The sequence below is a fragment of the Micromonospora coxensis genome, assembly GCF_900090295.1.
In the GTDB taxonomy this organism is placed as follows: domain Bacteria; phylum Actinomycetota; class Actinomycetes; order Mycobacteriales; family Micromonosporaceae; genus Micromonospora; species Micromonospora coxensis.
Window position 1 is genome coordinate 3,025,806 of the sequence record NZ_LT607753.1, and the last position, 23,029, is coordinate 3,048,834.

Here is a 23,029-nt window from a genome sequence, read left to right on the forward strand (position 1 = left end):
CGGGCGGGGTGCGGGAGGCCGTCGGCGGCCTCCCGCACCGCCTCAGGCGGTCGGCTCGGCCGGGGTGGCCTGGGTGAGCAGGAGCAGGATCTCGCCGGCCACCGGTGGGCGCTCCTCACCGGGGCAGTCCTGCGAGGTGATCAGGCCGACCGAGGTGAGCAGGCTCGACGTCAGCGAGTCGATGCAGGTCGCCTTGTACTTGCGGACCTCGTCGGTCTCCTGGGCCAGCCGCGGGTCGGCGAGCAGGCCGTGCAGCCGCTGGAGCTGCTCCGGGTCGAGCGTCCCGGTGGACGTCACGCCGTCCCCGGCGCAGTCGTCGCACTCCCAGCGGCCGTCGGGCTCCACGTTGAGCGACCGGAGCGGGCCGTCCTGACCGAGCTTCTGCAGCAGGCTGACCCGGCCGGCGGCCGGGGAGGCTGTCACCGCTGTCCCCTTCGGATCCCGTGTGGACTCGCCGCCGTCCTCGCCGAACACCGAGCAGGCGGTGAGGGTGACCGTCAGGACGACACCGGCGGAGACCATGAGCACGCGTGACCACAGAGGGGGAACCACGCGCCGCAACCTACCCCACCGTAGGTAAGAACCGGTACCGGCCGACCGGGCGGGCGTCGATGGGTGCAACGTCCATGGGGCCGATCGGTCAGTGGGTGGACGTCGGGAGTTCGACGCTGTCGCCGTCGACACCCCGATCCGCGGCGAAGCCGCGCACGTCGGGCGCGCCGAGCCGGGCCGCGTCGGCGGTGGCGTCGTCCGGCATGAGCTGGGACTCCCGCTCCGCCTCGACCCGCGCCCGGTAGTGCGCGACCTCCCGCTCCCGGGTGGCCGCGTCCCAGCCGAGCACCGCACCCATCAGCTCCGCCGTGTGCCCGGCCGACTCCAGGCCCCGGTGGGTCGTCTCGAAGGAGATCCGGGTACGCCGGGTCAGCACGTCCTCCAGGTGCAGCGCCCCCTCCGCGCGGGCCGCGTACGTCACCTCGGCGGCGAGGTACTCCGGCGCGCCGGCCAGCGGGGACGCCTGGAGGGGGTCGGCGTCGATCAGGGCCAGCAGTTCCCGGGTCATGGTGCCGTAGCGCTCCAGCAGGTGCTCCACCACGCCCACCGGCACCCCGTGCCGGCGGGCCAGGTCCGCCCGGTCCCGCCACATCGCCGGGTACCCGTCGGCGCCGAGCAGCGGCAGGTCGGCGGTGCGGGACGGCCGTACCCCGCCGAGCCGGTGGGCGGCCCGGTCCACCACGTCCGAGGCCATCACCCGGTACGTCGTGTACTTGCCGCCGGCGACCAGGAGCAGCCCGAGCATCGGCTCGAAGACCGCGTGCTCGCGGGACAGCTTGGAGGTGGAGTCCGCCTCGCCGGCCAGCAGCGGGCGCAGGCCGGCGTAGACGCCCTCGATGTCGGCCGTGGTCAGCGGCCGGTCGAGCACCGTGTTGACCTGATCGAGCAGGTACTGGATGTCGCGCGCGGAGGCGGCCGGGTGGGACCGGTCCAGTCGCCAGTCGGTGTCGGTGGTGCCGATGATCCAGTGCCCACCCCAGGGGATCACGAAGAGCACGCTGCTGGGGGTGCGCAGGATCAGCCCGGTCTCGCCGGTGATCGCCGACCGGGGGACGACCAGGTGCACGCCCTTGGAGGCGCGTACCCGGATGCCGGGGCGCAGCCCGACGTCGTTGAGCATCTGCGACATGTCGTCGCTCCAGACGCCGGTCGCGCCGATGACGACCCGGGCGTGCACCTCGAACTCGGCGTCGGGGGAACCGGGGGCCGCCTCCAGGTCGCGGACCCGGACCCCGGTGACCTCACGGGCCTGCCGGATCAGCCCGACGGCGCGGGCGCTGGTCACCACCGTCGCGCCGAGGCTCGCCGCGGTACGGGCCAGGGTGACCACCAGCCGGGCGTCGTCGACCTGCCCGTCGTAGTAGCGGATCGCCCCGGCCAGGGAGTCGGCGCGCAGGCTGGGGAAGATCCGCCGGGCGCCCTCGCGGGTCAGGTGCCGGTGCAGCGGCATGCCCCGGCCGCCGCCGAAGATCCCGGCGAAGGCGTCGTAGGCGGCCACGCCGGCGCCGTAGTAGGCGCGGCGGAAGGCGCGGGCGGGCAGGTCGCGCAGGCTCCCCCCGGCGGGCAGCGGCACCAGGATCGGCACCGGCCGGACCAGGTGCGGGGCGAGCCGGGTGGCGAGCAGGCCGCGTTCGGTCAGCGCCTCGTGGACCAGGTGGAACTCCAACTGCTCCAGGTAGCGCAGGCCGCCGTGGATCAACTTGCTGGACCGGCTGGAGGTGCCGGCGGCGTAGTCGCGCGCCTCGACCAGGGCCACCTTGAGCCCTCGGGAGGCGGCGTCCAGCGCGGCGCCCGCTCCGGTGACGCCACCCCCGATGATCAGCACGTCGAAGCGCTCGGCCCGGAGCCGGCGCAGGTCGGTGGCGCGGCGCTCGGGGGAGAGCTGGCCGGCGGCGGATCGGGTCAGGTTGGGGTCGCGCACCCGTCCACCGTAACCGCCCGGAGCCGCGAGCAGCAGGCCCCGCTCCCCCGGGTACCCGGCGACACCCGCGCGACCACGGTCGGTCACCGTCAGGACGTCCGACCGACGGTCACGGTCCGTGACGACCTCCCGGGCGTCGCCCGCCACCCGGGGCCGGCCGGGCGACGGGCGTGGGAGAGTGGCTGCCATGCAGGCCGAGCCTCCCCACCGGAACGTCGGTCACGCCCCGCCCGTCGCCGGACCGGCCAGCCCGTGGCCGGTGGTGGCGGCGGTCCTGGCCGGGCTGTGGACCGTCGGGTTCACCGTGGTCAGCCAGCTCACCGGCTGGGTGACCGACCAGGTCCTGCTCGCCTCCGGGCTGGCGCGGGTGGTCTGGCTCTGGCCGGTGGTCGGGCTGGCCACCGTCCTGCTGGTCGGCGGTCCGGCGCTGGCGCTGGCCCGGCTGCCCCGCTCGGCGGCGGTCCGGGCGAGCGGCCGGGCCTGGCTGGCGGCGGCGCTGGCGCTGGGCGTGCTGGGGCTGCTCCGGGCGATCCCGCCGGTGCACCACGAGGCGTACCTGGCCGCGCTGGCGGCCACCGCCGCGTCGGCCGCTCTCGTGGTACGCCGACTCGCCCCCCGCAGCGCCGCCCCGGCGGCGGATCGCCCGTCGGGCGCCGGCGCCGCGGACCCGGCGGACGGCGGCACGCTGCGCCGGCCGGCCGGGAAGACCGCGCGGACGCCCGGCCCGGTCACCCTGTTCGGGATGGCCGGCGGGCTGGCCCTGCTGCTGCCCTGGGTCTGGGTGGGGGCGCTCGGCGGGCTGTTGGAGACGCTCCTCGCCGCGCTCGCGGCGGCGGCGCTCGGGGCGCTGGCCGGGAGCCTGCTCGACAGCGCCTTCTGGGCCCGCTTCACCGTCGGCGCGCCACCCCGTCCGGCGCGGCTGGTGCTGGTCGGCGGCCTGGTCGCCGGGGTGGCGCTGCTGCTGGTCGCCGCCGGGGTCGGGCAGTCCGGGGCACAACTGCCCCTGCTGCTGGTCCTGCCGCCGACGGCGTTCGCCCTGGCCGCCCTGCACGCCACCGCCGTACGCCGGGCCCGCCCGGCCGGCGACGCCGACGGCCCGCCCGCCGACGCCGCACGCGGCGGCGGCGACGGCACGTCGGCGGGGGCCGGCTGGCTGGTCGGGCTCGCGGTGCTCGGCCCGCTGGCCCTCACCGACCCGGAGGAGATCACCCTGCTCCTGGCCACGGCCCGCGACGTGCCGTACTGGGTGGCGGTGGCCGCCGGGGTCGGGCTCGCCGTCGCGGTCCTGCTCGCCCTCGGGTACGGCGTGCTGCTGGCCCGGCCCGGCGCCCGGCCGCCGAGCCGGCGGGTGGCCGCGGTGACCGCCGCCGCGCTGCTGGTCACGGCCGGGGTGGTCGCGGCCGGCCCGGGGCAGCCCGGCCTGCACGGGGAACGACTGCTGGTGGTGCTCCGCGAACAGGCCGACCTCTCCGGTGTCCCGGCCGGAACGCCGGGGCGCGCCGGTCGGGACGCCCGCGCCGCCGAGGTGTACCGCCGGCTCGTCGACACCGCCGACCGGACCCAGGGCGACCTGCGGCGGGAGCTGACCCGGCTGCGGCTGCGTCCCACGCCGTACTACCTGGTCAACGCGATCGAGACCGACGGCGGGCCGGCGGTGCGGGCCTGGCTCTCCGGCCGGCCGGAGGTGGCCCGGGTGCTGGTCAGCCAGCGGGTCCGCCCGGTGCCCGCCCCCGCGCCGACCACCGGGGGTGACCGGCCGGCCCCGGCCGAGCCGGTGTGGAACGTCCGGATGATCGGGGCCGACCGGGTCTGGTCCGAGCTGGGGGTGACCGGGTCCGGCGTGGTGGTCGGCAGCTCCGACTCCGGGGTGGACGGCCGCCACCCGGCGCTCGCCGCCGGATTCCGGGGCGGCGACGACTCCTGGTACGACCCGTGGGACGGCACCCGCGCCCCGGACGACTCCGGCGGGCACGGCACCCACACCGTGGGCAGCGCCGTCGGCCGGGACGGGATCGGGGTGGCCCCGGGGGCGCAGTGGGTGGGGTGCGTCAACCTGGACCGCAACCTCGGCAGCCCGGCGCACTACCTGGACTGTCTCCAGTTCATGCTGGCCCCCTTCCCGCCCGGCGGCGACCCGCTCACCGACGGCCGGCCGGCGCGGGCGCCGGACGTGCTGACCAACTCGTGGGGCTGCCCGCCGATCGAGGGCTGCGACGTCGGGGTGCTGCGCCCGGCGACCGCCGCGCTGGCCGCCGCCGGGATCCTGGTGGTCGCCGCCGCCGGCAACACCGGGCCGTACTGCGGCTCGATCGCCGACCCGCCCGCGCCGTACCCGGACGTGCTGACCGTCGGCGCGGTGAACCGGGAGCGGGCGGTCACCGAGTTCTCCAGCCGGGGGCCCGCCCCGGGCGGCGCGGCCAAGCCGGACCTGCTCGCCCCCGGCGCGGAGGTGCTCTCCGCGATGCCCGGCGGCGGGTACGCCACCCTCGACGGCACGTCCATGGCGACCCCGCAGGTGGCGGGCGTGGTGGCGCTGATGTGGTCGGCGAACCCGGCGCTCGTCGGCGACCTGACGCGCACCCGGGACATCCTCCGGGACACGGCGGCGCCGGCCGGGGAGAGCGTCCGCGCCGGCACCACCCGGCCGTCGTGCGCGGGTCGGGACACCACCGGCGCCGGCATCGTCGACGCGTACGCGGCGGTGCGGGCGGCCCGCGCCGGCTGAGCGGGTCTTGCGCCGACCCGTGGTGGTTGATCTAGGGTCGGCGACCATGGAGCTGCGCCTCGCCGAACTGCCCGTCGACCGGGCGCCCGACGCCGTCGCCCTCTGCGGGCGCGCGCTCGACCTGCCCGAGGACGCCGCCGAGGCGGGTCCCCTGGTCGACACCCTGTGGACCCGGGCCGCCGCCGACCGTCCGGTGCTGGCGCTCGGGGCGTACGCGGGTGAGGAACTGGTCGGGGTGCTGATCGGGTCGCTCTCGGCGGCGGACCCCCGACTGGGACACGTGGACCTGCTCGCGGTCGAGCCGGAGCACCGCCGCCGGGGCGTCGGGCGGGCGCTGCTGACCGGGGCGGAGCAGCGGCTCGCCGGGCTCGGCGCGGCCGAGGTGCTGCTGGCCGGGAACCCGCCGTACTACGGCTGGCCGGGCATCGACGTGCGGTACACCCCGGCGGTCTGCCTGGCGATGGCGGCGGGCTACCGGCAGGACCGTACCGCCTGGAACATGACCGCCGACCTGTCGTACGACGGATCGCCGGCGCTGCGCACGACGGCGCCGGCGGAGGCCCGGCTCGCCGACCGGGGAATCGCGGTACGCCGCGCGGAGCCGGCGGACCTGCCGGCGCTGGCCGCGTTCGCCCGGTCCACCTTCGGCGGCACCTGGGACGGCGAGCTGGCCGGCTCGGTCGGCCGCGAGGACGCGGGCTGCCACCTGGCGGAGCGGGACGGACAGGTCCTGGGGTTCGCGGCCTGGGGGTCGTCCCGGCCGAGCTGGTTCGGGCCGATGGGGACCGCGCCCGAGGCGGCGGGGTCGGGCATCGGCGGGGTGCTGCTGCGCCGCTGCCTGGCCGACCAGCGGGCGGCCGGGGTCGACGCGGCGCAGATCGGCTGGGTGGGGCCGGTGCCGTTCTACTCGGGCAGCGCGGGCGCCCGGATCGAGCGGGTCTTCTTCCTGTACCGCCGGACGCTCTGAGCCGGTCAGCCTGGCCCGGCATAACGGATAGATCACCACATAGCGCTGTTCACCCGCGCGGGTGATCGACGCCCCCTACCGTTTCGGTAGAGGAGGCGGCCATGACCACGGACGACGAGCAGACCGACGACGCGGTGCCCGGTGCCTGGGCGCCGATCGGCGACCCGCCCACCCCGGTGCCGTTCGACCGACGGGACTACGGCGACGCCGAGCAGATGGCGGAGATGACCGGCATCGACGAGCCGACGGTCGACGAGCCGGTGACCGTGGTGGACGAGCCGGTCCCCGTCCCCCCGCCGTACGACCGGACGCAGAAGCGGCGCAACCACCGGCCACTGCCCTGACCGCCCACTCGGCGTAGCTGACGCGGAAGGGGCGGACCGCTGACGCGGCCCGCCCCTTCTCGGCGTTGTGGAGCTGGACTCAGAAGTCCATGTCCCCGCCACCCGGACCAGCCGGGGCGGCCGGGGTCTTCTCCGGCTTGTCCGCCACGACGGCCTCGGTGGTGAGGAAGAGCGCCGCGATCGACGAGGCGTTCTGCAGCGCCGAACGGGTCACCTTGGCCGGGTCGATGATGCCCGCGGCCAGCAGGTCGACGTACTCGCCGTTGGCGGCGTTGAGGCCGTGACCCGCCTCGAGGTTGCGGACGTGCTCGACGACCACGCCACCCTCCAGGCCGGCGTTGACGGCGATCTGCCGCAGCGGGGCGTCCAGCGCGATCTTGACGATCTGCGCGCCGGTCGCCTCGTCGCCGGTCAGGTCCAGCTTGTCGAAGGCGGTCTTGCCGGCCTGCACCAGCGCGACGCCACCACCCGGGACGATGCCCTCCTCGACGGCGGCCTTCGCGTTGCGGACGGCGTCCTCGATGCGGTGCTTGCGCTCCTTGAGCTCGACCTCGGTGGCCGCGCCGACCTTGATCACCGCGACACCGCCGGCCAGCTTGGCCAGCCGCTCCTGCAGCTTCTCGCGGTCGTAGTCGGAGTCGCTCTTCTCGATCTCGGCCCGGATCTGGTTGACCCGGCCCTGGATCTGCTCGGCGTCGCCGGCACCGTCGACGATGGTGGTCTCGTCCTTGGTCACCACGACCTTGCGGGCGCGGCCCAGCATGTCGAGGCCGACGGCGTCCAGCTTGAGGCCGACCTCCTCGCTGATGACCTGGCCACCGGTGAGGATGGCGATGTCGGCCAGCATGGCCTTGCGGCGGTCACCGAAGCCCGGCGCCTTGACGGCGACCGACTTGAAGGTGCCCCGGACCTTGTTGACGACCAGGGTGGCCAGGGCCTCGCCCTCGATGTCCTCGGCGATGATCAGCAGCGGCTTGCCCGACTGCATGACCTTCTCCAGGATCGGGAGCAGGTCCTTCACCGACGAGATCTTGCTGTTGACGATCAGGAGGTAGGGGTCGTCGAAGACGGCCTCCATGCGCTCCGGGTCGGTCATGAAGTACGCGGAGATGTAGCCCTTGTCGAAGCGCATACCCTCGGTGAGCTCCAGCTCCAGCCCGAAGGTGTTGCTCTCCTCGACGGTGATGACGCCTTCCTTGCCGACCTTGTCCATCGCCTCGGCGATGATCTCGCCGACGCTGGTGTCGCCGGCCGAGATGGAGGCGGTGGAGGCGATCTGCTCCTTGGTCTCCACGTCCTTGGCGAGCTTGAGCAGCTCCTCCGAGACGCTGGCCACGGCAGCCTCGATGCCCCGCTTCAGGGCCATCGGGTTGGCGCCGGCGGCCACGTTGCGCAGGCCCTCGCGGACCAGGGCCTGGGCCAGGACGGTCGCCGTCGTCGTGCCGTCACCGGCGACGTCGTCGGTCTTCTTCGCGACCTCCTTGACCAGCTCGGCGCCGATCTTCTCGTAGGGGTCCTCGAGCTCGATCTCCTTGGCGATGCTCACACCATCGTTGGTGATGGTGGGGGCACCCCACTTCTTCTCGAGCACGACGTTGCGGCCCTTGGGGCCGAGCGTCACCTTCACGGCGTCGGCGAGCTGGTTCATGCCCCGCTCGAGGCCGCGGCGCGCCTCTTCGTCGAACGCGATCATCTTGGCCATACGGCGTTGTCCTCCTGGACACTCACGGGCCACCCGAGTGTGTGCCCCGGATGGGCCGCCTGGTGTACGCACCTTGGGACGTCGCCACCTGGCGACGACGACGTCCTTCGGCCGGGCCGGATAGCCCGCGACGACCGGCCATGTGCCCCGGCGACGTTGTGGAACGTCTCCGCGACCGTGGCCCCACCGCCCCGACCATTGGCACTCACGGTATGCGAGTGCCAATGACTTGTTTAGCACTCTCCCCTGCCGAGTGCAAGCACACTCCGGTCCGGTCAGCCGAGTTCGGCCGCCAGCCGGGCCGCGTTCACCGGGCCCTCCTGGGCCCGCTGTTCGGCGTACGTGGCGACCAGTCCGACGAGCTGGATCAGCTGGACCGGGAGGGTCAGCACGGACGACACCACGGTCACCGCCACCACCGCCGTCACCGCGGCCGGGCTGCCGAACGGGTCGGCGCCGAACGGGGCCGTCGCGACGGTCTCCAGCACGAAGCCGATCAGGCCACCGGCGAGCAGCGCCAGCGCCACCAGGCCCACCCGGCCGAGGACCAGCCCGAGCCGGTCGTGGAAGAACCGGAACGAGCGACCGATCGGGTTCTGCCGCTCGAAGAGGTAGACCGGGCCGACGAGGGCGAGCGCGAAGGCGAGGTAGACGCCGGGCAGCACGAAGAAGCACACCCCGACCAGCACCAGCAGGGAGACCAGCAACTGCCAGCCCCACAGGCCGGGCGCGCGGCGCAGGCCGTAGCGGACCGCGCCGCCGAGGTCGACCGGCTCACCGGCGGCCTGCCGGGCGACCACCCACGTGCCGCCCGCCCAGCCGACGCACTGCACCAGGCTGAGCAGCAGGCTGACCAGGAACACGACGGAGCCGAACACGGCGAGGTCGGTCAGGAAGCCGTCGGGCAGGGAGCCGTCCGCCGGCAGCTCGTCCCCGGCGCCGGGGCTGAGCGCGAGCGAGACCAGCGAGAGGGCCAGGCCGGGCAGCACCTGGGTGAGGAAGAGCAGCGGCAGCAGCAGACGCCAGCCGCGACGCACCGCTCCGGCACAGCGCGCGAACCAGCCGTTGACGCCGGCGTGCGGCGGGTTGACCAGCGGGTCGTCCGGGTCCCATCCACCTCCGCCCGGCCAACCGTACGGCAGGTGACCGCCGTACGGCGGGTAGCCCGGGGGGAATCCGGCGTACGGGCCGGCGCCGGGCGGGAAGCCGCCGGTGGGCGGGAAGACGTGGCTCGGCGCGGCCGGATCCCACGGGTACACCGGCTGGCCGGGCGCCGTGGCCGCCGGACCTCCCGGCGCGGTGGAGGCGGGCGGGCCGGCGGGCGCGGTGGAGCCGGGCGGGCCGGCGGGCATGGCGGCCGCCGGTCCTCCGAAAACGCCCGGGGCGGGAGCGGTCGGCCCGGCGGCGGCCGGGTCGGGAGCGGTCGGCCCGGCAACGGTCGGGTCGGGGGCGACCGGCGCGGGAGCGGTCGGGTCGGAGGGGCCCGGCGCGGGGGCGGCCGGGGCCGGGGTGCTCGGCCCGGGGGCAGGCTCGTCCGCCTCGGGGCGGGTCGGCCCACCGGGCCCGGCGGCGACCGGCTGGTCCGGCCCGTCGAGGCCCGTTGCGGGGGGCTGGTCCGACGGGGCGGGACCGGTCGACTGCCGGGGCACGGCCGGGTCGGCGGGCTCGGGGTGGCCACCGGGGCCGGACGAACCCACAGAACCGGGTTCGGGAGAACCCGGAGGGGACTGGTCGGACATGAGCCCTCCTCAGCGACGACGGCTGGAACGGCTCATGATCTTCCCTGGCGCCCGCTCGCGCCGCTGCCCCGGGAGGGGACCGACCGGCGAGCGGGGTCGGGCCGGAGTCAGGCGATGACGCGGACCCGCTCGGCCTGCGGCCCCTTCTGACCCTGGGCGATCTCGAACTCCACCCGCTGCCCGTCGTCCAGCGCCTTGTAGCCGTCCATCTCGATGGCGGAGAAGTGGACGAAGACGTCCTGGCCGCCGTCGACGGCGATGAAGCCGTAGCCCTTTTCGGCGTTGAACCACTTCACGGTGCCCTGTGCCACGGTGCACTTCCTCACTCTGCGCGGCGTTCCACAACCCCGGAGGCCGGCGGGCCGGCACCGGACGACCACCGTTCGGCGATCGGCGACGGCCGCTGAATCGGTGACCGAAATCGCACGCTACACGAGGCGTGACGACGGCGCACGACCACAAAACGGGCATATTCCGGCGCGCGACGACCGCCACCCCCATCGGTGACGGTCACTGGGGTATGCAGGTGGCATGACACCTCTGCCGGCGCCGCCGGACGCCCGGACGGCGACCGTGCGGCGGGTCCGCCCCGCCGACGCCGCCCGGATGCGGGCGCTGCGGCTGGAGATGCTCGCGGACTCGCCGCTGGCCTTCCTGGAGACCGTCGCGCAGGCCGCCGCCCGCCCGCACGCCGACTACGCCGCCCGGATCGCGCACGTCTCGCAGGGCTGCCAGACCGCCCAGTTCGTCGCCGACCCCGGGGGCCGGCTGGTCGGGCACGCCGGCGGCACCGTGTCGCCCGACGAGCCCGGCCTGACGGTCGTGTACGCCGTCTACGTCACGCCCGCCTGGCGCGGCCGGGGTCTGCTCGGCGCGCTGATCGACGGGGTGGCCGCCTGGTCGCGCTCGTGCGGCCGGCCGGAGCTGATGCTGGAGGTGGTGGTCGGCAACGACCGCGCCTACCGGGCGTACCAGCGGCTGGGCTTCACCGACACCGGGGTACGGGTGCCGCACCCGACCGTCCCCGCCATGCGCGAACTCCAGATGCGCCGCCCCGCCTGACCTGACCGCACGGCAGCGCCGAGCGCGGGAGGACGCCGCCGCGGACAGCCACCTGAACGGTAGGACTGTCACGCAGGCGGCGCCCCCATGATCCCCAAGGTCCGGGCGGCCAGGAGCCACCCCACGACCGGCCGGACCCGAGGGTTTCCGGGGCAGCCCGCCCCGCGCAGGGATCAAGCCTGACCGCCCGGAGCGGGGTGGGCTGCCCCGGAAACCCCCAGACTCAGACGTGCCGACGCGACTGCACGACCCGGAACCGGTTCGCCACGTACGCGCCGTCGGTCAGCGCGGCGTTGGCGGCCGGGTTGGCGCCGCTGCCGTGGAAGTCCGAGAACGCGGCCGACTGGTTGACGAACACGCCGCTGGTCAGGTTGCAGGACAGGTGCACCCCGACGTCGATCGCGGCGGCCTCGGCGGCGTCCAGCACCGACGGGTCGGTCGAGTAGACGGCGGCGGTCAGCGCGCCCTTCTCCCCCACCGTCGAGCGGAGGATCTCCAGGCTGTGCTCGGTGGAGTCGGTGGCGATGACGAACGAGATGGGCCCGAACCACTCCCTGCCGTAGACCTCGGTGTCCCCGGCGGACAGCTTGACGATGGTCGGCGTACGCACCACCGCGCCGGGCAGCGACGGGTGCGCGACGGTGCGCGACTCCAGCACCGCCTCGCCGACCTTGGTGACCTCGTCGAGGCGCTCCAGCACCCCGTCGTTGACGATCGCGCCGGTCAGTTCGACACCCCGGGCCGGGTCGGCGGTGAGCTTGCCGACCGCGGCGGCGATGCCGGCGGCCACCTCGTCGAAGCTCTTGTGCCCCTGGTCGGTCTCGATGCCGCCGGCCGGGATGAGGATGTTCTGCGAGGTGGTGCACATCTGGCCGCTGTAGAGGGTGAGCGTGAAGCCCAGGTTGCGGCACATGCCGGCGAAGTCGTCGGTGGAGTCGACGACGACCGCGTTGAGGCCGGCCTTCTCGGTGTAGACGGCCGCCTGCCGGGCGTTCGCCTCCAGCCAGTCGCCGTACTCGGTGGAGCCGGTGAAGTCGACGATCTTGACGGCCGGGTGCAGGGCCAGCGTGGAGGCGAGCTTCTCGCCCGGGGCCTCGGGGGCGAGCAGCACCAGGTTCGGGTCGAAGCCGGCCTCGGCGAGCACCTCGCGGGCGTACTTCACGGTGATGGCCAGCGGCAGCACCGCGCGCGGGTGCGGCTTGACCACGACCGGGTTGCCGGTGGCCAGCGAGGCGAAGAGGCCCGGGTACGAGTTCCAGGTCGGGAAGGTGTTGCAGCCGATCACCAGGGCCACCCCCCGGGGCACCACGTGGAACGTCTTGGTCATCCGCAGCGGGTCGCCCTTGCCGGCCGCCTTCTCCCAACCGGCGGTCCCCGGGTGCCGGGTCATCTCGGCGTACGCGTAGGCGATCGCCTCCAGCGCCCGGTCCAGCGCGTGCGCGCCGCCGGCCTGGAACGCCATCACGAACGCCTGGCCGCTGGTGAACTGCACCGCGTTGGCCAGCTCGAAGATGTGCCGGTGCAGCCGGGCCAGGATCTCCAGGCAGACGCCCACCCGGGCCTGCGGGCCGGCGTCCCGCCAGGCCGGCAGGGCGGCGGTGGCGGCGGCGACCAGTTCGTCGGCGCCCGCGTGCGGGTAGCGCACGTTCAGCGCCAGCCCGAACGGGCTGGTTTCGGTGGCGACCCGGTCGCCGTCGCCGGGCTGGTCGAGGGGGAAGTCGCCGTCGAGGTACGCCTCGAACGCCGCCTTGCCGTCGGCGGCGGCGGTCTCGCCGTACACCCGGGGGCTGGGGGACTCGGGGTAGGCGGACCAGTAGGCCCGCTCCGTGATCGCGGTCAACGCCCGGTTGAGGGTGTCGGCGTGCCTGTCGTACAGGGCCTGCGGGGTCTCCGTCATGCCCGCCATCATGCAACAGTCGGCCACCAGATCAGTAGGGGCGTGTCACAACTGGAGATCGTCGCCGGCCACTGGAACCGGGGTGTCCGGTCGCCGGCGCGCACCGTCGGGCGGAATGGCCGGGCCGGTGCCGGGTAACCCGGGCCACCGGGTCAGCGGAGAATTCGACAGGAGGTGTCCCGGATGCCCTTCGTCCAGGTGATCGAGTACGAGTCGGACCAGCGGGACAAGGTGCGCGAACTCAGCGAGGAGTGGGCGCGGGAGCACCCGGACGGGGGTCCCAGCCGGTTCGTGATGGCGGAGGACCGGGAACGTCCGGGCCATTTCGTCATGGTCGCCGAGTTCGACAGCTACGAGCAGGCGATGGCGCACAGCGGGCGGCCGGAGACCGGCGCGTACGCCGAACGGATGCGCAAGTTGGCGAAGGGGACTCCCCGCTACGTCAACCTGGAGGTTGCCCACGAGCAGGGCTGATCCCCGGGCGCACGGGCGGAGGGCGTCCGCGCCTCAGAGGGTCAGCTGCCACTCGGTGGAGGCGTCCAGCGGGCGGAAGCCGAGCTGCTCGTTGATCCGGATCATGTGGGCGTTCTCGGCCGCGTTGTAGGTGTCGACGGCCCGCAGCTCCGGCTCGTGGGCCAGGGCGTGCCCCAGGTTCTCGATCTTGGTGAGCAGGCCGAGCCGGTGCCCGCGGTGGTCCGGGTCGACGATGGTGATCTGCTGCCAGGCGTGCCAGGTGCTGCTGGCCACCAGGCTGATCAGGGTCCAGGCGGCCAGCCGACCGGTCGCCTCGTGCACCGCCCCGAGGTGGTAGCGCCGGGCGCCCCGGGCGTCCAGCGCCCGCTCGATGCCCCGGATCCGGTCCGCGTCGAACCGCTCCTGCTCCCATTCGAGCTCGCCGGTGGGCGCGTCGGTCATCAGCCGGCCCTCCAGGTAGGCGACGTCGGCGACGTACTCCTCGGGGGTGGCCTGCCGCCAGCGGACCGTGCGGTAGCCGGCCGCCGCGGCCCGGGCGTCGGCGGCGAGGGCGTCGAGGGCGGCCCGGTCGAGCGTGGTGAGGTCGAGCCGGCGACGGACCTCGACGAGCACGCGACGCGCGCCCAGCGCGGCGGCGAAGGCGTCCCCGGCCGGATCCCGCTCGGGGCCGCCCGGCAGGGCCGACACGGTCGCGCCGACGAGCCGCTTGCGCCCCGCCGCGCGGAGCAGCCGCAGGCCGTGCTGGTGCAGCGCCCGGCCCACGCCGCGCCGCCGGTACGCCGGGTCGACCACCAGTTCGACCTCGGCGTTGTCCGTGTTGTCCAGTTGGGGCAGCCGGAGGCAGAGCCAGCCGGCCGGCGCTCCGTCGACGCGGGCGAGCACCCAGCGGATGTCCATGCCCGGCATCGGGAACCGGATCATCGCCTCGAACCGCCGCCGGCAGTACGGCGGCAGGCCCGGCAGGGTCACCGCCTCGGCGGCGGCGCCGATCCGGTACGCCGCCTCGACGGCGGCCGGATCGGCGAGGTCGAGCGGTGCGACGTCGATGCCCATGGCGGCGAGCCTGGCCGAGACGCAGCGAAGGGGCCAGCGATTTTCCGCCGGCCCCTTCGGACGTTGGTCGGGAGGGACGTCCGCACAACGCCTCCGGCGTTGGGTCGCAAGAACTTGAAAAGTCTCCGGCGGATGCCCTCCCGCACGGAGCATCTTGCGCCGTCCGGTTCCTGTCGTCAAGTCCTTCTCTGCGGATTTTCCGCACTCACAGCGAAAAGCCAGTTACCCGGCGGATCCGTCCCACCCTCCGGCCCGCCCGCCCCGCCCCGGTTTGCGGCGGGTCGCGGTGTCAGGCGGGCGGGACACCGCGACACGCCGCAAACGGCGTCGAGGGGGTCGGAGGTCAGGAGAGCAGGCCGGCGTCGCGGGCGGCGCGCAGGGACGGCTTGATGCGGTGGGTGGGGCCGACCTGGCCGGCGACCGCGTCGATCGTCTTGAGGCCCTCGCCGGTGTTGAACACCACGGTCTCGGCGGTCGGGTCGAGCCGGCCGGACTCGACCAGCTTGCGCAGCACCGCCACGGTCACCCCGCCGGCCGTCTCGGCGAACACCCCGGTGGTACGGGCGAGCAGCCGGATCCCCTCGCGGATCTCCTCGTCGTCCACGTACTCCATCCAGCCCCCGGTGCGGCGCACCGCCTCCAGGGCGTAGAGGCCGGCGGCCGGGTCGCCGATGTTGAGCGACTTGGCGATGCCGGTGGGCTTGACCGGGGTGATGGTGTCCCGGTCGTCGTGCAGGGCGGTGGCGATCGGGTTGCAGCCCGCGGACTGCGCGCCGAAGACCTTCCAGCCGCCGGCCGGGGCCTCGACCAGGCCGATCTCGACCAGCTCGGAGAACGCCTTGTCGATCTTGGTGAGCAGCTCGCCGCTGGCCATCGGGATGACCACCTGGGCCGGGATCCGCCAGCCGAGCTGCTCGGCCACCTCGTACCCGAGGGTCTTCGAGCCCTCCGCGTAGTACGGGCGGACGTTGACGTTGACGAAGGCGGTGTCCTCGAACTCGTCGGTCTCCACCAGCTCCCCGCAGAGCCGGTTCACGTCGTCGTACGAGCCGTCGATGGCGACCAGCTCACCGCCGTAGACGGCGGTGGTGACGACCTTGCCCTGCTCCAGGTCGCCGGGGATGAAGACCACCGAGGGCACCCCGGCCCGGGCGGCGTGGGCGGCGACCGAGTTGGCCAGGTTGCCCGTCGAGGCGCAGGCGAACCGGGTGAATCCGAGCGCGCGGGCGGCGGTCAGCGCCACCGAGACGACCCGGTCCTTGAACGAGTGCGTCGGGTTGGCGCTGTCGTCCTTGACCCACAGCGGCGCGGTGATGCCCAGCTCGGCGGCGAGGTTCGGGGCGGCGACCAGCGGGGTCAGCCCCGGGTCGAGGGTGACCCGGGTGGCCGGGTCCTGTCCGGCGGGCAGCAGCGCGGCGTACCGCCAGATGTTCTGCGGGCCGGCCTCGATCTGCTCGCGGGTGACGGTGGCCAGCGCGGCGGTGTCGTAGTCGACCTCCAGCGGCCCGAAACACTCGAAGCAGGCGTGCTGGGCGGCCAGCGGGTAGCGCGCGGAACAGGCGCGACAGACCAGGGCGCGGGCGGGGCTGGCGGTGGTGTCGATACCGGGGGCGGCGGGAAGCGTCGACGTCATGCCGAGAGTCCTCTCATCTTTCCCCGCATCGCACCCTGCGGCGGGGACGGAATTGGCACCTGCCCGCGCCGGCTCGTCATCGAGCGTGCGGGTGGTTGCCGGGGCGTCGTCGGGCCGTATCCCTCAGCCCCTCTGGATGAGGTATGCAGTTGTGCCGCCGAGTCTAAGCAGATCCGCGACGCTCGCCCACCCGGGTTCCCACGGTGTGAGCCATCCCGCCGGACGCCGCGACCGCGCCCGCCGGGGACGGTGGCGCGGGGTCAGTACGGTGCGGACACCCGATCATCGAGAGAGGAACCTCCGCCCATGCGCCGGACCCTGCCGAGCTTCGCGGCCCTCGCCCTGGCCTGCCTGCTCACCGCGTGCGGAGGTGACTCCGGTACCACCGCCAGCGCGTCGACCACGGTCACGCCTGCGGCGGCGACGCCCGGCGCCTCCGCCCCGGCCGCGATCGCACCGAGCGCGGACCCCGCCACCGCATCGCCGTCCGGCGCCCCCAGCGCCCCGGCCAAGCCCGCCCCGCCGAAGCCGAAGCCGCCCACCACGCCCGCGCTCACCTGCGCGCAGCTCGCGGGCGCGCAGCTCGGCAGCGCCGCGGCCCCGTACAACGGCTATCCCGACCACATCCCGCTCACCGAGGGGATCTGGAACGGCGAGGACGGGGCGAGCGTCGAGTTGCAGGAGCCGTGCGGCATCGGCGACCTGGACGGCGACGGGGCGGCGGACGCGGTCGGCACGGTACGGCTGCGGGCCGGCGGCACCGGACAGTTCTGGACGGTCGCGGTGTGGCGCAACTCCGGCGGGGAACCGGTCTACCGGGCCCTGGTCGACCTGGGTGACCGCAACCCGGTGACCTCGATCAGCGTCTCCGGGCAGCGGGCCACCGTCGTCTGGCTGACCCGCAGCGACGGCCGGGGCATGGCCGAGCTGGACATCCGGCGCACCTCGGTCTACCGGCTCTCCGGCACGACGCTGGTCGAGGTGAGCCACACCGACGCGCCGTACACCCCCTGATGCGGTCGGCGGCGCCGGTCACCGCTGCCGGCAGTACCGTCCGCTACCGGGGCCTCGCGGCGCCGGTCACCCTGGACGACGGGACCTGGCGGGGGCGCGACGGCACGACGGTGACGTTGCAGCAGGCGTGCGGTGTCGGCGACCTGGACGGCGACGCGACGGTTGACGCGGTCGGCGCGGTCGCCCTGAACAGCGGGGGCAGCGGCACCTTCTTCACGCTGGTGGCCCGGCACGGCAGCGGTGGGAGGCGGTGTTCCGGGCGCTGGCCGACCTGGGTGACCGTACGCCGCTGGAGCGGATCAGCGTGACCGACGGGAAGGCCACGGCGGTCTGGTTGACCCGGTCGGCCGGGCGGAGCCTCGCCGAGGTGGACGTCCGGCGCACCTCCGTCTACCGGCTCTCCGGCACGACGCTCGTCGAGGTGGGTCACACCGACCAGCCGTACGCGCCCTGACGGAGAGGCACGTCGCCGGAGACCCCGGGGGGACCGGCATCCGGCGACGTGTGCCGCGGTCGGGTCAGGCGGGGACGGAGGTCCGCCCGGACACGGGCGCCACGGCCTCGCCGCGCCTGCGGCGGATCAGCGCGTCGAGCGCCCACGGGCCCGGGCCGAGCACCACGACCAGGGCGAACGACCAGCAGAAGAGCGCGGCGAGCTCACCGCCGTTGCGCAGCGGCAGCAGCCCTTCGGGCTGGTGCACCACGAAGTAGGCGTACGCCATCGAGCCGGACGCGACGAGCGCGGCGGGTCGGGTGGCGAGGCCGGCCAGCACCAGCGCGCCGCACAGGACCTGGATCAGCGCGGCCCACCAGCCCGGCCACTGGCCGACCGGTACGGCTTCGCCGCTGCCCCGGTTGCCACCGAGGACGCCGAAGAGCGACGCCAGTCCGTGGCAGAGGAACAGCAGGCCGACGACCATGCGGAACAGGGACAGGGCGGGACCTTTCAGACGGTCGAGATTCATCGACACCTCCAAGGGAGTGGAACAGGTCACTCCAGGATGAGGCATCGATGTATTGAAGTTAATACAATCCTTGCTGGTGGGAAGGTCCCTCGGAGTCGGTCGCCCGGAGGCGGCGGCCCGCCCCCACGGCAGGTCCGGGCCGTGCCAGGATCCGACGGTGACGAGGACGAGAGCGGGCCGACTGTCCATGATCGCGGTTCCCGCGCTGGTCGCCGGCTGCGCCGCCGTACCCGCGCCGTCCGCCGCGCCCGCGCCGACGTACCCGACCACCACCGCGCCGACCAGTTCGCCCACCACCGCCCCTCCGCCCGACCACTGCCCACCCGGCGGCGTACGGATCACCGCGCTCGGCGGCAACGCCGCCATGGGCCTGCGGGCGATGGGCATCGAGCTGGTCAACTGCGGCAGCACCCCGTACCGGCTCAAGGGCTGGCCGGTCCCCAGCCTGCGAGATGTCGACGGGGACCCGATCGAGGTCCGGATCGTCCAGGGCGCTCGCGGGATCACCGCCGGCTTCGACGCGCCACCCCGACAGCTCGTGCTCCGCCCCGGCGAACGGGCCGGCGCCGCCCTCATCTGGCGCAACCTGGTCGACAACCCCACCGTGCCGCCGGCCGACGGCAGGTTCCTGGAGGTCGCCCCGGTGGCGGGCCGGCCGACGGTCCCGGTGGACCTGGGAAGCTCGATCGACCTGGGCAACACCGGCCGGCTCGGGGTCAGCGCCTGGACGCGACGTGAAGAGCCGGCACCGAGCGTGCCGCCGACCGGCGCACCGGCCGAGGCCACCCCACCACCGGACAGCCGACTCTGAACCCCGACGACGGGCCCCCGCCCGTCAACGTGTCGGCGACCCGGCGAGCCCGCCTAGGAGGTGACGTCCTTGCGGGTGAAGCGCCAGAACGCCAGCCCCCAGAAGATCGTCGCGTAGCTGATCGCCGAGATCGCGCCCCGCACCACGTCGTCGGTCTGCATCGGCGTGGAGAGCAGCCCGAGCCAGGCGGTGCTGTAGTGCGTCGGCAGGAAGGCGCGCAGCGCGCCGAGCGCGGTGATCTGGTCCAGGATGCTGGACAGGATCCAGAGCAGCACCGCGCCGCCGACCGCGCCGAGCGCGGCGTCCGTGGTCACCGACAGCAGGAACGCCAGCCCGGCCACCACCAGCAGGACGACCGCCAGGTAGCCGAGCACCGCCAGCAGCCGCAGCACCCCGTCGGTCGGGGCCAGCTCGGCGGCGACCTGGCTGCGCAGCGGCTCCCAGCCGTAGCGGAGGGTGCCGGCGAGCAGGGCGGTGCCGGCGAGCAGCAGCAGGGCCAGCGCCGAGTACGCGAGCGCCACCAGCAGCTTCACCGTCAGCAGCCGGGCCCGGGGCACCGGCACCGCCAGCAGGTAGCGCAGGCTGCCCCAGCTCGCCTCGCTGGCCACCGTGTCCCCGCAGAACAGCGCCACCACCACGACCAGCAGGAAGGACGCCGAGACCAGGATCGAGAAGAGGGTGAAGTTCAGCCCGCCCGAGGTGGCCAGGTCGGCCAGGCTGGCGAACTCGCCCCGACCGTCGCGGTCGTCGTCGCCCGAGTCGAACTGGAACGCGATCAGGATGATCAGCGGGAGCAGCACCATGAACCCGAGCGCCAGCTGGGTACGCCGCCGCGACGCCTGCCGGCGGAACTCCGCGGCGAACGGCAGGGTGGCCGAGGGACGGTACCCGACCGCCGCCCCGCCCGGCCCGACCTCGCCCACCGAAGACGACTGTGCCATCACCGGTCCCCGCTTCCCCGAGAGTTGTCGCCCACCAGGGCGAGGAACGCGTCCTCCAGGCGGCGCCGGGGCACCACCCGGTCCACCCCGATGCCGGCCCGGACCAGCTCGGCCACCACCTCGCTGCGGGCCGTGCCGTTGGTGTCCACCACCAGGCCACCGGCACCGCCGTCCGGCGGCACGTCCCCGCCGTCACCGGCGGCGAGCACCCGGACCCCGTCCAGGCGGTCCAGCACCGCGCGGGCGGCGACCGGGTCGGTCACCTCGAACAGCACGCTCGGCGACTCGCCGACGATCTCGCCGACCGGGCCGGCGGCCACGATCCGCCCCTTGTTGACCACCACCGCGTGGGTGCAGGTCTGCTCCACCTCGGCCAGCAGGTGGCTGGAGACCAGCACCGCCCGGCCGTCGGTGGCGTACCGCTGGAGCACCCGGCGCATCTCGGCGATCTGCGGCGGGTCCAGCCCGTCCGTCGGCTCGTCGAGCACCAGCAGCTCCGGCAGGCCGAGCATGGCCTGCGCGATGGCCAGCCGTTGCCGCATGCCGTGGCTGTAGTTCTTCGTCCGCCGGTGCACCGAGGCGCCCAGGCCGGCGATCTCCAGCGCCTCGTCGAAGTGCGCATCCGCCCAGGGCCGCCCGGTGGCCCGCCAGTACGCCTTCAGGTTCTCCAGGCCGGACAGGTGGGGCAGGAAGCCGGGCCCCTCGACCAGCGCGCCGATCCGCGACAGCACCGGCGAGCCGGGCACCAGCCGGTGCCCGAACACGTAGATCTCGCCGGCGGTCGGCTGGGTCAGCCCCATCAGCACCCGCAGGGTGGTGGTCTTGCCGGCGCCGTTCGGCCCGAGCAGGCCGACCACCTGGCCGGGATGCACCTCGAAGTCCACCCGGGAGACCGCGACGAAGCCGTCGGCGTACTCCTTGCGCAGGTCCCGTACGGCGAGCGGGACGCCCGCGTACTGCGGATGCACGGAGCTGTCCTGGCGGCGGTGCCGGCGGCGGGCCACGGCGACGACCACGGCGAGCCCGACCACGATGGCCGCGAGCAGGCCGACCAGCACCCAGCGCCACACGGTGGCGGTGGTGGGGATCGGGGCGGCGTCGACCGTCGGCAGGGTCAGCGGGGCGTCGCCCACGGCGACCGTGTGGACGGTCGGTTCCACCGGCGTGGTGTACGCCTGGTCCGAGGTGGCGACGACCACCCGCAGCCGGTGCCCGGCCTCGATCCGGCGGACGATCGCCGGCAGGGTGACCTGGACCGGCTGCGCCGCGTCGACGGTGGCCGGCAGCCCGGTGAGCCGGACCGGGGCGACCAGCCCGGAGGGGAGCGTGGTCGCGCCGCTCGGGTCGACGTCGTAGAGCTTGACGAAGAGCACCGCCTCGCCGGTCGGCGACGCCGCCCGGAGGGAGACGGTGGGCGAGCCGACCACGTCCACCGCCTCGGTCAGCGGCGCGGACTCGAAGCGGGCGTGCTGGCCGGGGATGTCCCCGGCCACCCCGTCGAGCAGCGAGCCGAGCGCACCGGCGAACGGCACCGAGGAGATCGCCGCGGGGTTGCCGTCCGGCGGGTTGGCGACCGGCTGGGCCGGTCCGCGCACCGCCACCTCGCGCCGGGCCTGCCCGGTCAGCCCCGGATAGTCGGTGATCCGGTAGCCGGTGGCCACCAGTCCCCGGTCGAGCGCGTCGAACCCGGCGATGCGGGAGAAGGTGAAGTCGTCGCCCGGGGCCGCGCCGTCACCGGCGACGTAGTGGTCGAGCCACTGCGCGGTGAGGAACTTGATCCGGTCGGAGTCGGTCTTCGGCCCCTCGCCGCCGTCGTGCCCGCCGGTGAACCAGGCGACCCGCACCGGGGTGCCGGCGGCGGCGATGCCGCGCGCGTTGGCGTCCGCCTCGGCCAGCGGGAAGAGGGTGTCCGCCTCGCCCTGCACCAGCAGGGTCGGGGCCTCGATCCGGTCGAGCACACCGGCCGGAGAGGAGCGGCGCAGCAGGTCCACCGCGGCCTGGTCGGCCCGTCCGGTGGTGGCGATCCGCAGGTACGCGGCGCAGACGTCGGCGGCGAACCGGCCGCAGGACGGGTCGGCGGCCCCGGCGGGCGCCCGGGAGGGACCGGTGCCCGGACCCGCGCCCGGTCCCGGGCTGGGCGGGCCGGCCGAGGCGGGCGCGCCCTCGGGCGCGGCGGCCGAGTTGCCGGAGATCCCGGCCGGACCGGAGCCGGCGTTCCCGCCGCCACCGAAGAAGATGCCGGCCCAGCCCTTCTTGAACACGCCCTCGGTGGCCGGCCGGCCGGTGCTCTCCGGGAGGAAGGCGCGGGACAGGTCGTTCCAGGTGATCATCGGGACGATCGCGTCGACCCGCTGGTCCTGGGCGGCCAGCAGCAGGGCCAGGCCACCGCCGTACGAGCCGCCGACCACGCCGACCCGCGGGTCGCCGGCGGCGTCGGTACGGATCTCCGGCCGCGCGGCGAGCCGGTCCAGCAGCCGCTGGGCGTCGCGGACCTCGTAGTCGGGGTGGTCCAGGTGGATCTGGCCGCCGCTGCGGCCGAACCCGCGCGCCGTCCAGGTCAGCACCGCGTAGCCGCGCCCGACCAGGTCCTCGGCGTCGGCGCGGACGGAGTCCTTCGTGCCGCCGAAGCCGTGGGCCAGGAGCACCGCCGGCACCTTCCGGTCGGCCGAGGCGTCCTCGGGCAGCCAGAGCGTGGTGTCCAACTCGACCGGCTCCTCGCCGGTCGGTCCGGAGCGGACGGTGACCAGCGCGGACTCCGTACGGAACTCGGCCCCGTCGGGTCGGGCCGCCCAGACCACGGCGGCGGCCAGCAGCACGGTGACCACCGACGCGGCCACGATCCGGCGTCGGCTGGCCAGGAGGCGGCTGCGCCGTAGGGCCGACAGCGGTGATCTCATGCGGCAAAGGTACGGCCCGGTTCCTGAGCGTTGGCTGGGATCCTCCGTACGTCCGTCCGGATCGTCCGATCGGAGGCCGGATCCGGTCGACCGCGTGCCGTCCAGAGCGACACCGGCGGGACGACTTCGGATTACGTGAATTCCGATCTTCATCCGAAATCACCTCGGATTCGGCCAGGTCGGCACCGGGAACGGCACTGCGCGTGTCGACCCGGCCGACGCCAGGTGACATCGCTCGTAGTGACGCAAAACTGACTGATTCGCAACCGTCTCTGGTGCAGCCCGGTCGGTTAGTTTTCCGGTCCGGTGTACGGGACTCCTTCGGCGACCCC

At 74.6% G+C, this 23,029-nt stretch carries 20 protein-coding genes and 1 riboswitch; of the genes, 9 read left to right on the top strand and 11 right to left on the bottom strand.

Annotated elements, in window-relative coordinates; all coding sequences use genetic code 11:
• Positions 1-42: 42 nt before the first annotated feature.
• Positions 43-552, bottom strand: coding sequence for a hypothetical protein (locus tag GA0070614_RS13655; protein ID WP_088976317.1), 510 nt, complete (start codon positions 550-552; stop codon positions 43-45).
• Between the two features lie 88 nt (positions 553-640).
• On the bottom strand, positions 641-2,473 hold the full coding sequence (locus GA0070614_RS13660) for a glycerol-3-phosphate dehydrogenase/oxidase (RefSeq protein WP_088979417.1): 1,833 nt from the start codon (positions 2,471-2,473) through the stop codon (positions 641-643).
• A gap of 187 nt (positions 2,474-2,660) precedes the next feature.
• Between GA0070614_RS13660 and GA0070614_RS13665 the strand changes: the two genes are divergently transcribed.
• The 3 genes from GA0070614_RS13665 (at position 2,661) to GA0070614_RS13675 (ending at position 6,509) form a co-directional block, all read left to right on the top strand.
• Positions 2,661-5,198, top strand: coding sequence for a S8 family serine peptidase (locus tag GA0070614_RS13665; protein WP_088976318.1), 2,538 nt, complete (start codon positions 2,661-2,663; stop codon positions 5,196-5,198).
• Between the two features lie 46 nt (positions 5,199-5,244).
• The gene (locus tag GA0070614_RS13670) at positions 5,245-6,165 is read left to right on the top strand and encodes a GNAT family N-acetyltransferase (RefSeq protein ID WP_088976319.1); all 921 of its coding nucleotides are present in this window, start codon (positions 5,245-5,247) and stop codon (positions 6,163-6,165) included.
• Between the two features lie 101 nt (positions 6,166-6,266).
• A complete protein-coding gene (locus GA0070614_RS13675; protein WP_231933628.1) occupies positions 6,267-6,509 on the top strand; it encodes a hypothetical protein in 243 nt (80 codons plus the stop codon).
• A 79-nt stretch (positions 6,510-6,588) separates the two neighbouring features.
• Here GA0070614_RS13675 and groL read toward each other — a convergent pair whose 3' ends face one another.
• From groL to GA0070614_RS13690, 3 genes are all read right to left on the bottom strand, one after another.
• Positions 6,589-8,211 (bottom strand): chaperonin GroEL, encoded by a 1,623-nt coding sequence (gene groL, locus GA0070614_RS13680; protein WP_088976320.1) that lies wholly within the window; start codon positions 8,209-8,211, stop codon positions 6,589-6,591.
• 275 nt (positions 8,212-8,486) lie between these two features.
• A complete protein-coding gene (locus GA0070614_RS13685; RefSeq protein WP_197701440.1) occupies positions 8,487-9,563 on the bottom strand; it encodes a hypothetical protein in 1,077 nt (358 codons plus the stop codon).
• Positions 9,564-10,057: 494 nt separating this feature from the next.
• Entirely contained in the window at positions 10,058-10,261 is a 204-nt protein-coding gene (locus tag GA0070614_RS13690) for a cold-shock protein (protein ID WP_013288855.1), read from the bottom strand.
• Between the two features lie 220 nt (positions 10,262-10,481).
• On the opposite strand from GA0070614_RS13690, the gene GA0070614_RS13695 reads away from it, so the two are divergent.
• A complete protein-coding gene (locus GA0070614_RS13695; RefSeq protein ID WP_088976321.1) occupies positions 10,482-11,012 on the top strand; it encodes a GNAT family N-acetyltransferase in 531 nt (176 codons plus the stop codon).
• 223 nt (positions 11,013-11,235) lie between these two features.
• On the opposite strand, the gene paaN is transcribed toward GA0070614_RS13695, so the two are convergent.
• Positions 11,236-12,909 (bottom strand): phenylacetic acid degradation protein PaaN, encoded by a 1,674-nt coding sequence (gene paaN, locus GA0070614_RS13700; protein ID WP_172892431.1) that lies wholly within the window; start codon positions 12,907-12,909, stop codon positions 11,236-11,238.
• A gap of 183 nt (positions 12,910-13,092) precedes the next feature.
• Here paaN and GA0070614_RS13705 point away from each other — a divergent pair, with 183 nt between their 5' ends.
• Complete coding sequence (locus GA0070614_RS13705; RefSeq protein ID WP_088976323.1) at positions 13,093-13,383, top strand: hypothetical protein; 291 nt, start codon at positions 13,093-13,095, stop codon at positions 13,381-13,383.
• Between the two features lie 33 nt (positions 13,384-13,416).
• Here GA0070614_RS13705 and GA0070614_RS13710 read toward each other — a convergent pair whose 3' ends face one another.
• The gene (locus GA0070614_RS13710) at positions 13,417-14,436 is read right to left on the bottom strand and encodes a GNAT family N-acetyltransferase (RefSeq protein WP_088976324.1); all 1,020 of its coding nucleotides are present in this window, start codon (positions 14,434-14,436) and stop codon (positions 13,417-13,419) included.
• Positions 14,437-14,779: 343 nt separating this feature from the next.
• Positions 14,780-16,069: a threonine synthase gene (thrC, locus tag GA0070614_RS13715; RefSeq protein ID WP_088976325.1), complete on the bottom strand. Its 1,290-nt coding sequence runs from the start codon at positions 16,067-16,069 to the stop codon at positions 14,780-14,782.
• A 10-nt stretch (positions 16,070-16,079) separates the two neighbouring features.
• Positions 16,080-16,212, bottom strand: a riboswitch (SAM riboswitch).
• A 163-nt stretch (positions 16,213-16,375) separates the two neighbouring features.
• Here thrC and GA0070614_RS13720 point away from each other — a divergent pair.
• The 3 genes from GA0070614_RS13720 to GA0070614_RS30230 are packed head-to-tail and all read left to right on the top strand — an operon-like array spanning position 16,376 to position 17,537.
• Positions 16,376-17,083 carry a hypothetical protein gene (locus GA0070614_RS13720; RefSeq protein ID WP_088976326.1) on the top strand — a complete coding sequence of 236 codons (708 nt, stop codon included), beginning with the start codon at positions 16,376-16,378 and terminating at the stop codon, positions 17,081-17,083.
• Positions 17,083-17,391 carry a hypothetical protein gene (locus GA0070614_RS13725; RefSeq protein WP_088976327.1) on the top strand — a complete coding sequence of 103 codons (309 nt, stop codon included), beginning with the start codon at positions 17,083-17,085 and terminating at the stop codon, positions 17,389-17,391. The genes GA0070614_RS13720 and GA0070614_RS13725 overlap by 1 nt, the downstream gene beginning before the upstream one ends.
• Positions 17,388-17,537 (top strand): hypothetical protein, encoded by a 150-nt coding sequence (locus tag GA0070614_RS30230; RefSeq protein ID WP_157744990.1) that lies wholly within the window; start codon positions 17,388-17,390, stop codon positions 17,535-17,537. Before GA0070614_RS13725 ends, GA0070614_RS30230 begins: the two co-directional genes overlap by 4 nt.
• A gap of 64 nt (positions 17,538-17,601) precedes the next feature.
• Here GA0070614_RS30230 and GA0070614_RS13730 read toward each other — a convergent pair whose 3' ends face one another.
• Positions 17,602-18,048, bottom strand: a complete 447-nt coding sequence (locus GA0070614_RS13730; protein ID WP_088976328.1) for a DoxX family protein — start codon at positions 18,046-18,048, stop codon at positions 17,602-17,604.
• A gap of 157 nt (positions 18,049-18,205) precedes the next feature.
• On the opposite strand from GA0070614_RS13730, the gene GA0070614_RS13735 reads away from it, so the two are divergent.
• Positions 18,206-18,859 (top strand): DUF4232 domain-containing protein, encoded by a 654-nt coding sequence (locus GA0070614_RS13735; protein WP_231933629.1) that lies wholly within the window; start codon positions 18,206-18,208, stop codon positions 18,857-18,859.
• Between the two features lie 53 nt (positions 18,860-18,912).
• On the opposite strand, the gene GA0070614_RS13740 is transcribed toward GA0070614_RS13735, so the two are convergent.
• Both GA0070614_RS13740 and GA0070614_RS13745 read right to left on the bottom strand, forming a co-directional pair.
• Entirely contained in the window at positions 18,913-19,800 is an 888-nt protein-coding gene (locus GA0070614_RS13740; protein WP_088976330.1) for an ABC transporter permease, read from the bottom strand.
• On the bottom strand, positions 19,800-22,697 hold the full coding sequence (locus GA0070614_RS13745) for an alpha/beta fold hydrolase (protein WP_088976331.1): 2,898 nt from the start codon (positions 22,695-22,697) through the stop codon (positions 19,800-19,802). The genes GA0070614_RS13740 and GA0070614_RS13745 overlap by 1 nt, the downstream gene beginning before the upstream one ends.
• Positions 22,698-23,029 lie beyond the last annotated feature (332 nt).

Excerpts from the sequence above, each read along its gene's own strand:
- GA0070614_RS13665 (WP_088976318.1), top strand. The coding sequence starts at position 2,661 with ATGCAGGCCGAGCCTCCCCACCGGAACGTCGGTCACGCCCCGCCCGTC.
- GA0070614_RS13670 (WP_088976319.1), top strand. The coding sequence starts at position 5,245 with ATGGAGCTGCGCCTCGCCGAACTGCCCGTCGACCGGGCGCCCGACGCC.
- GA0070614_RS13675 (WP_231933628.1), top strand. The coding sequence starts at position 6,267 with ATGACCACGGACGACGAGCAGACCGACGACGCGGTGCCCGGTGCCTGG.
- groL (WP_088976320.1), bottom strand. The coding sequence starts at position 8,211 with ATGGCCAAGATGATCGCGTTCGACGAAGAGGCGCGCCGCGGCCTCGAG.
- GA0070614_RS13685 (WP_197701440.1), bottom strand. The coding sequence starts at position 9,563 with ATGCCCGCCGGCCCGCCCGGCTCCACCGCGCCCGCCGGCCCGCCCGCC.
- GA0070614_RS13695 (WP_088976321.1), top strand. The coding sequence starts at position 10,482 with ATGACACCTCTGCCGGCGCCGCCGGACGCCCGGACGGCGACCGTGCGG.
- paaN (WP_172892431.1), bottom strand. The coding sequence starts at position 12,909 with ATGACGGAGACCCCGCAGGCCCTGTACGACAGGCACGCCGACACCCTC.
- GA0070614_RS13705 (WP_088976323.1), top strand. The coding sequence starts at position 13,093 with ATGCCCTTCGTCCAGGTGATCGAGTACGAGTCGGACCAGCGGGACAAG.
- GA0070614_RS13710 (WP_088976324.1), bottom strand. The coding sequence starts at position 14,436 with ATGGGCATCGACGTCGCACCGCTCGACCTCGCCGATCCGGCCGCCGTC.
- thrC (WP_088976325.1), bottom strand. The coding sequence starts at position 16,069 with ATGACGTCGACGCTTCCCGCCGCCCCCGGTATCGACACCACCGCCAGC.
- GA0070614_RS13720 (WP_088976326.1), top strand. The coding sequence starts at position 16,376 with ATGCGCCGGACCCTGCCGAGCTTCGCGGCCCTCGCCCTGGCCTGCCTG.
- GA0070614_RS13725 (WP_088976327.1), top strand. The coding sequence starts at position 17,083 with ATGCGGTCGGCGGCGCCGGTCACCGCTGCCGGCAGTACCGTCCGCTAC.
- GA0070614_RS13730 (WP_088976328.1), bottom strand. The coding sequence starts at position 18,048 with ATGAATCTCGACCGTCTGAAAGGTCCCGCCCTGTCCCTGTTCCGCATG.
- GA0070614_RS13740 (WP_088976330.1), bottom strand. The coding sequence starts at position 19,800 with ATGGCACAGTCGTCTTCGGTGGGCGAGGTCGGGCCGGGCGGGGCGGCG.
- GA0070614_RS13745 (WP_088976331.1), bottom strand. The coding sequence starts at position 22,697 with ATGAGATCACCGCTGTCGGCCCTACGGCGCAGCCGCCTCCTGGCCAGC.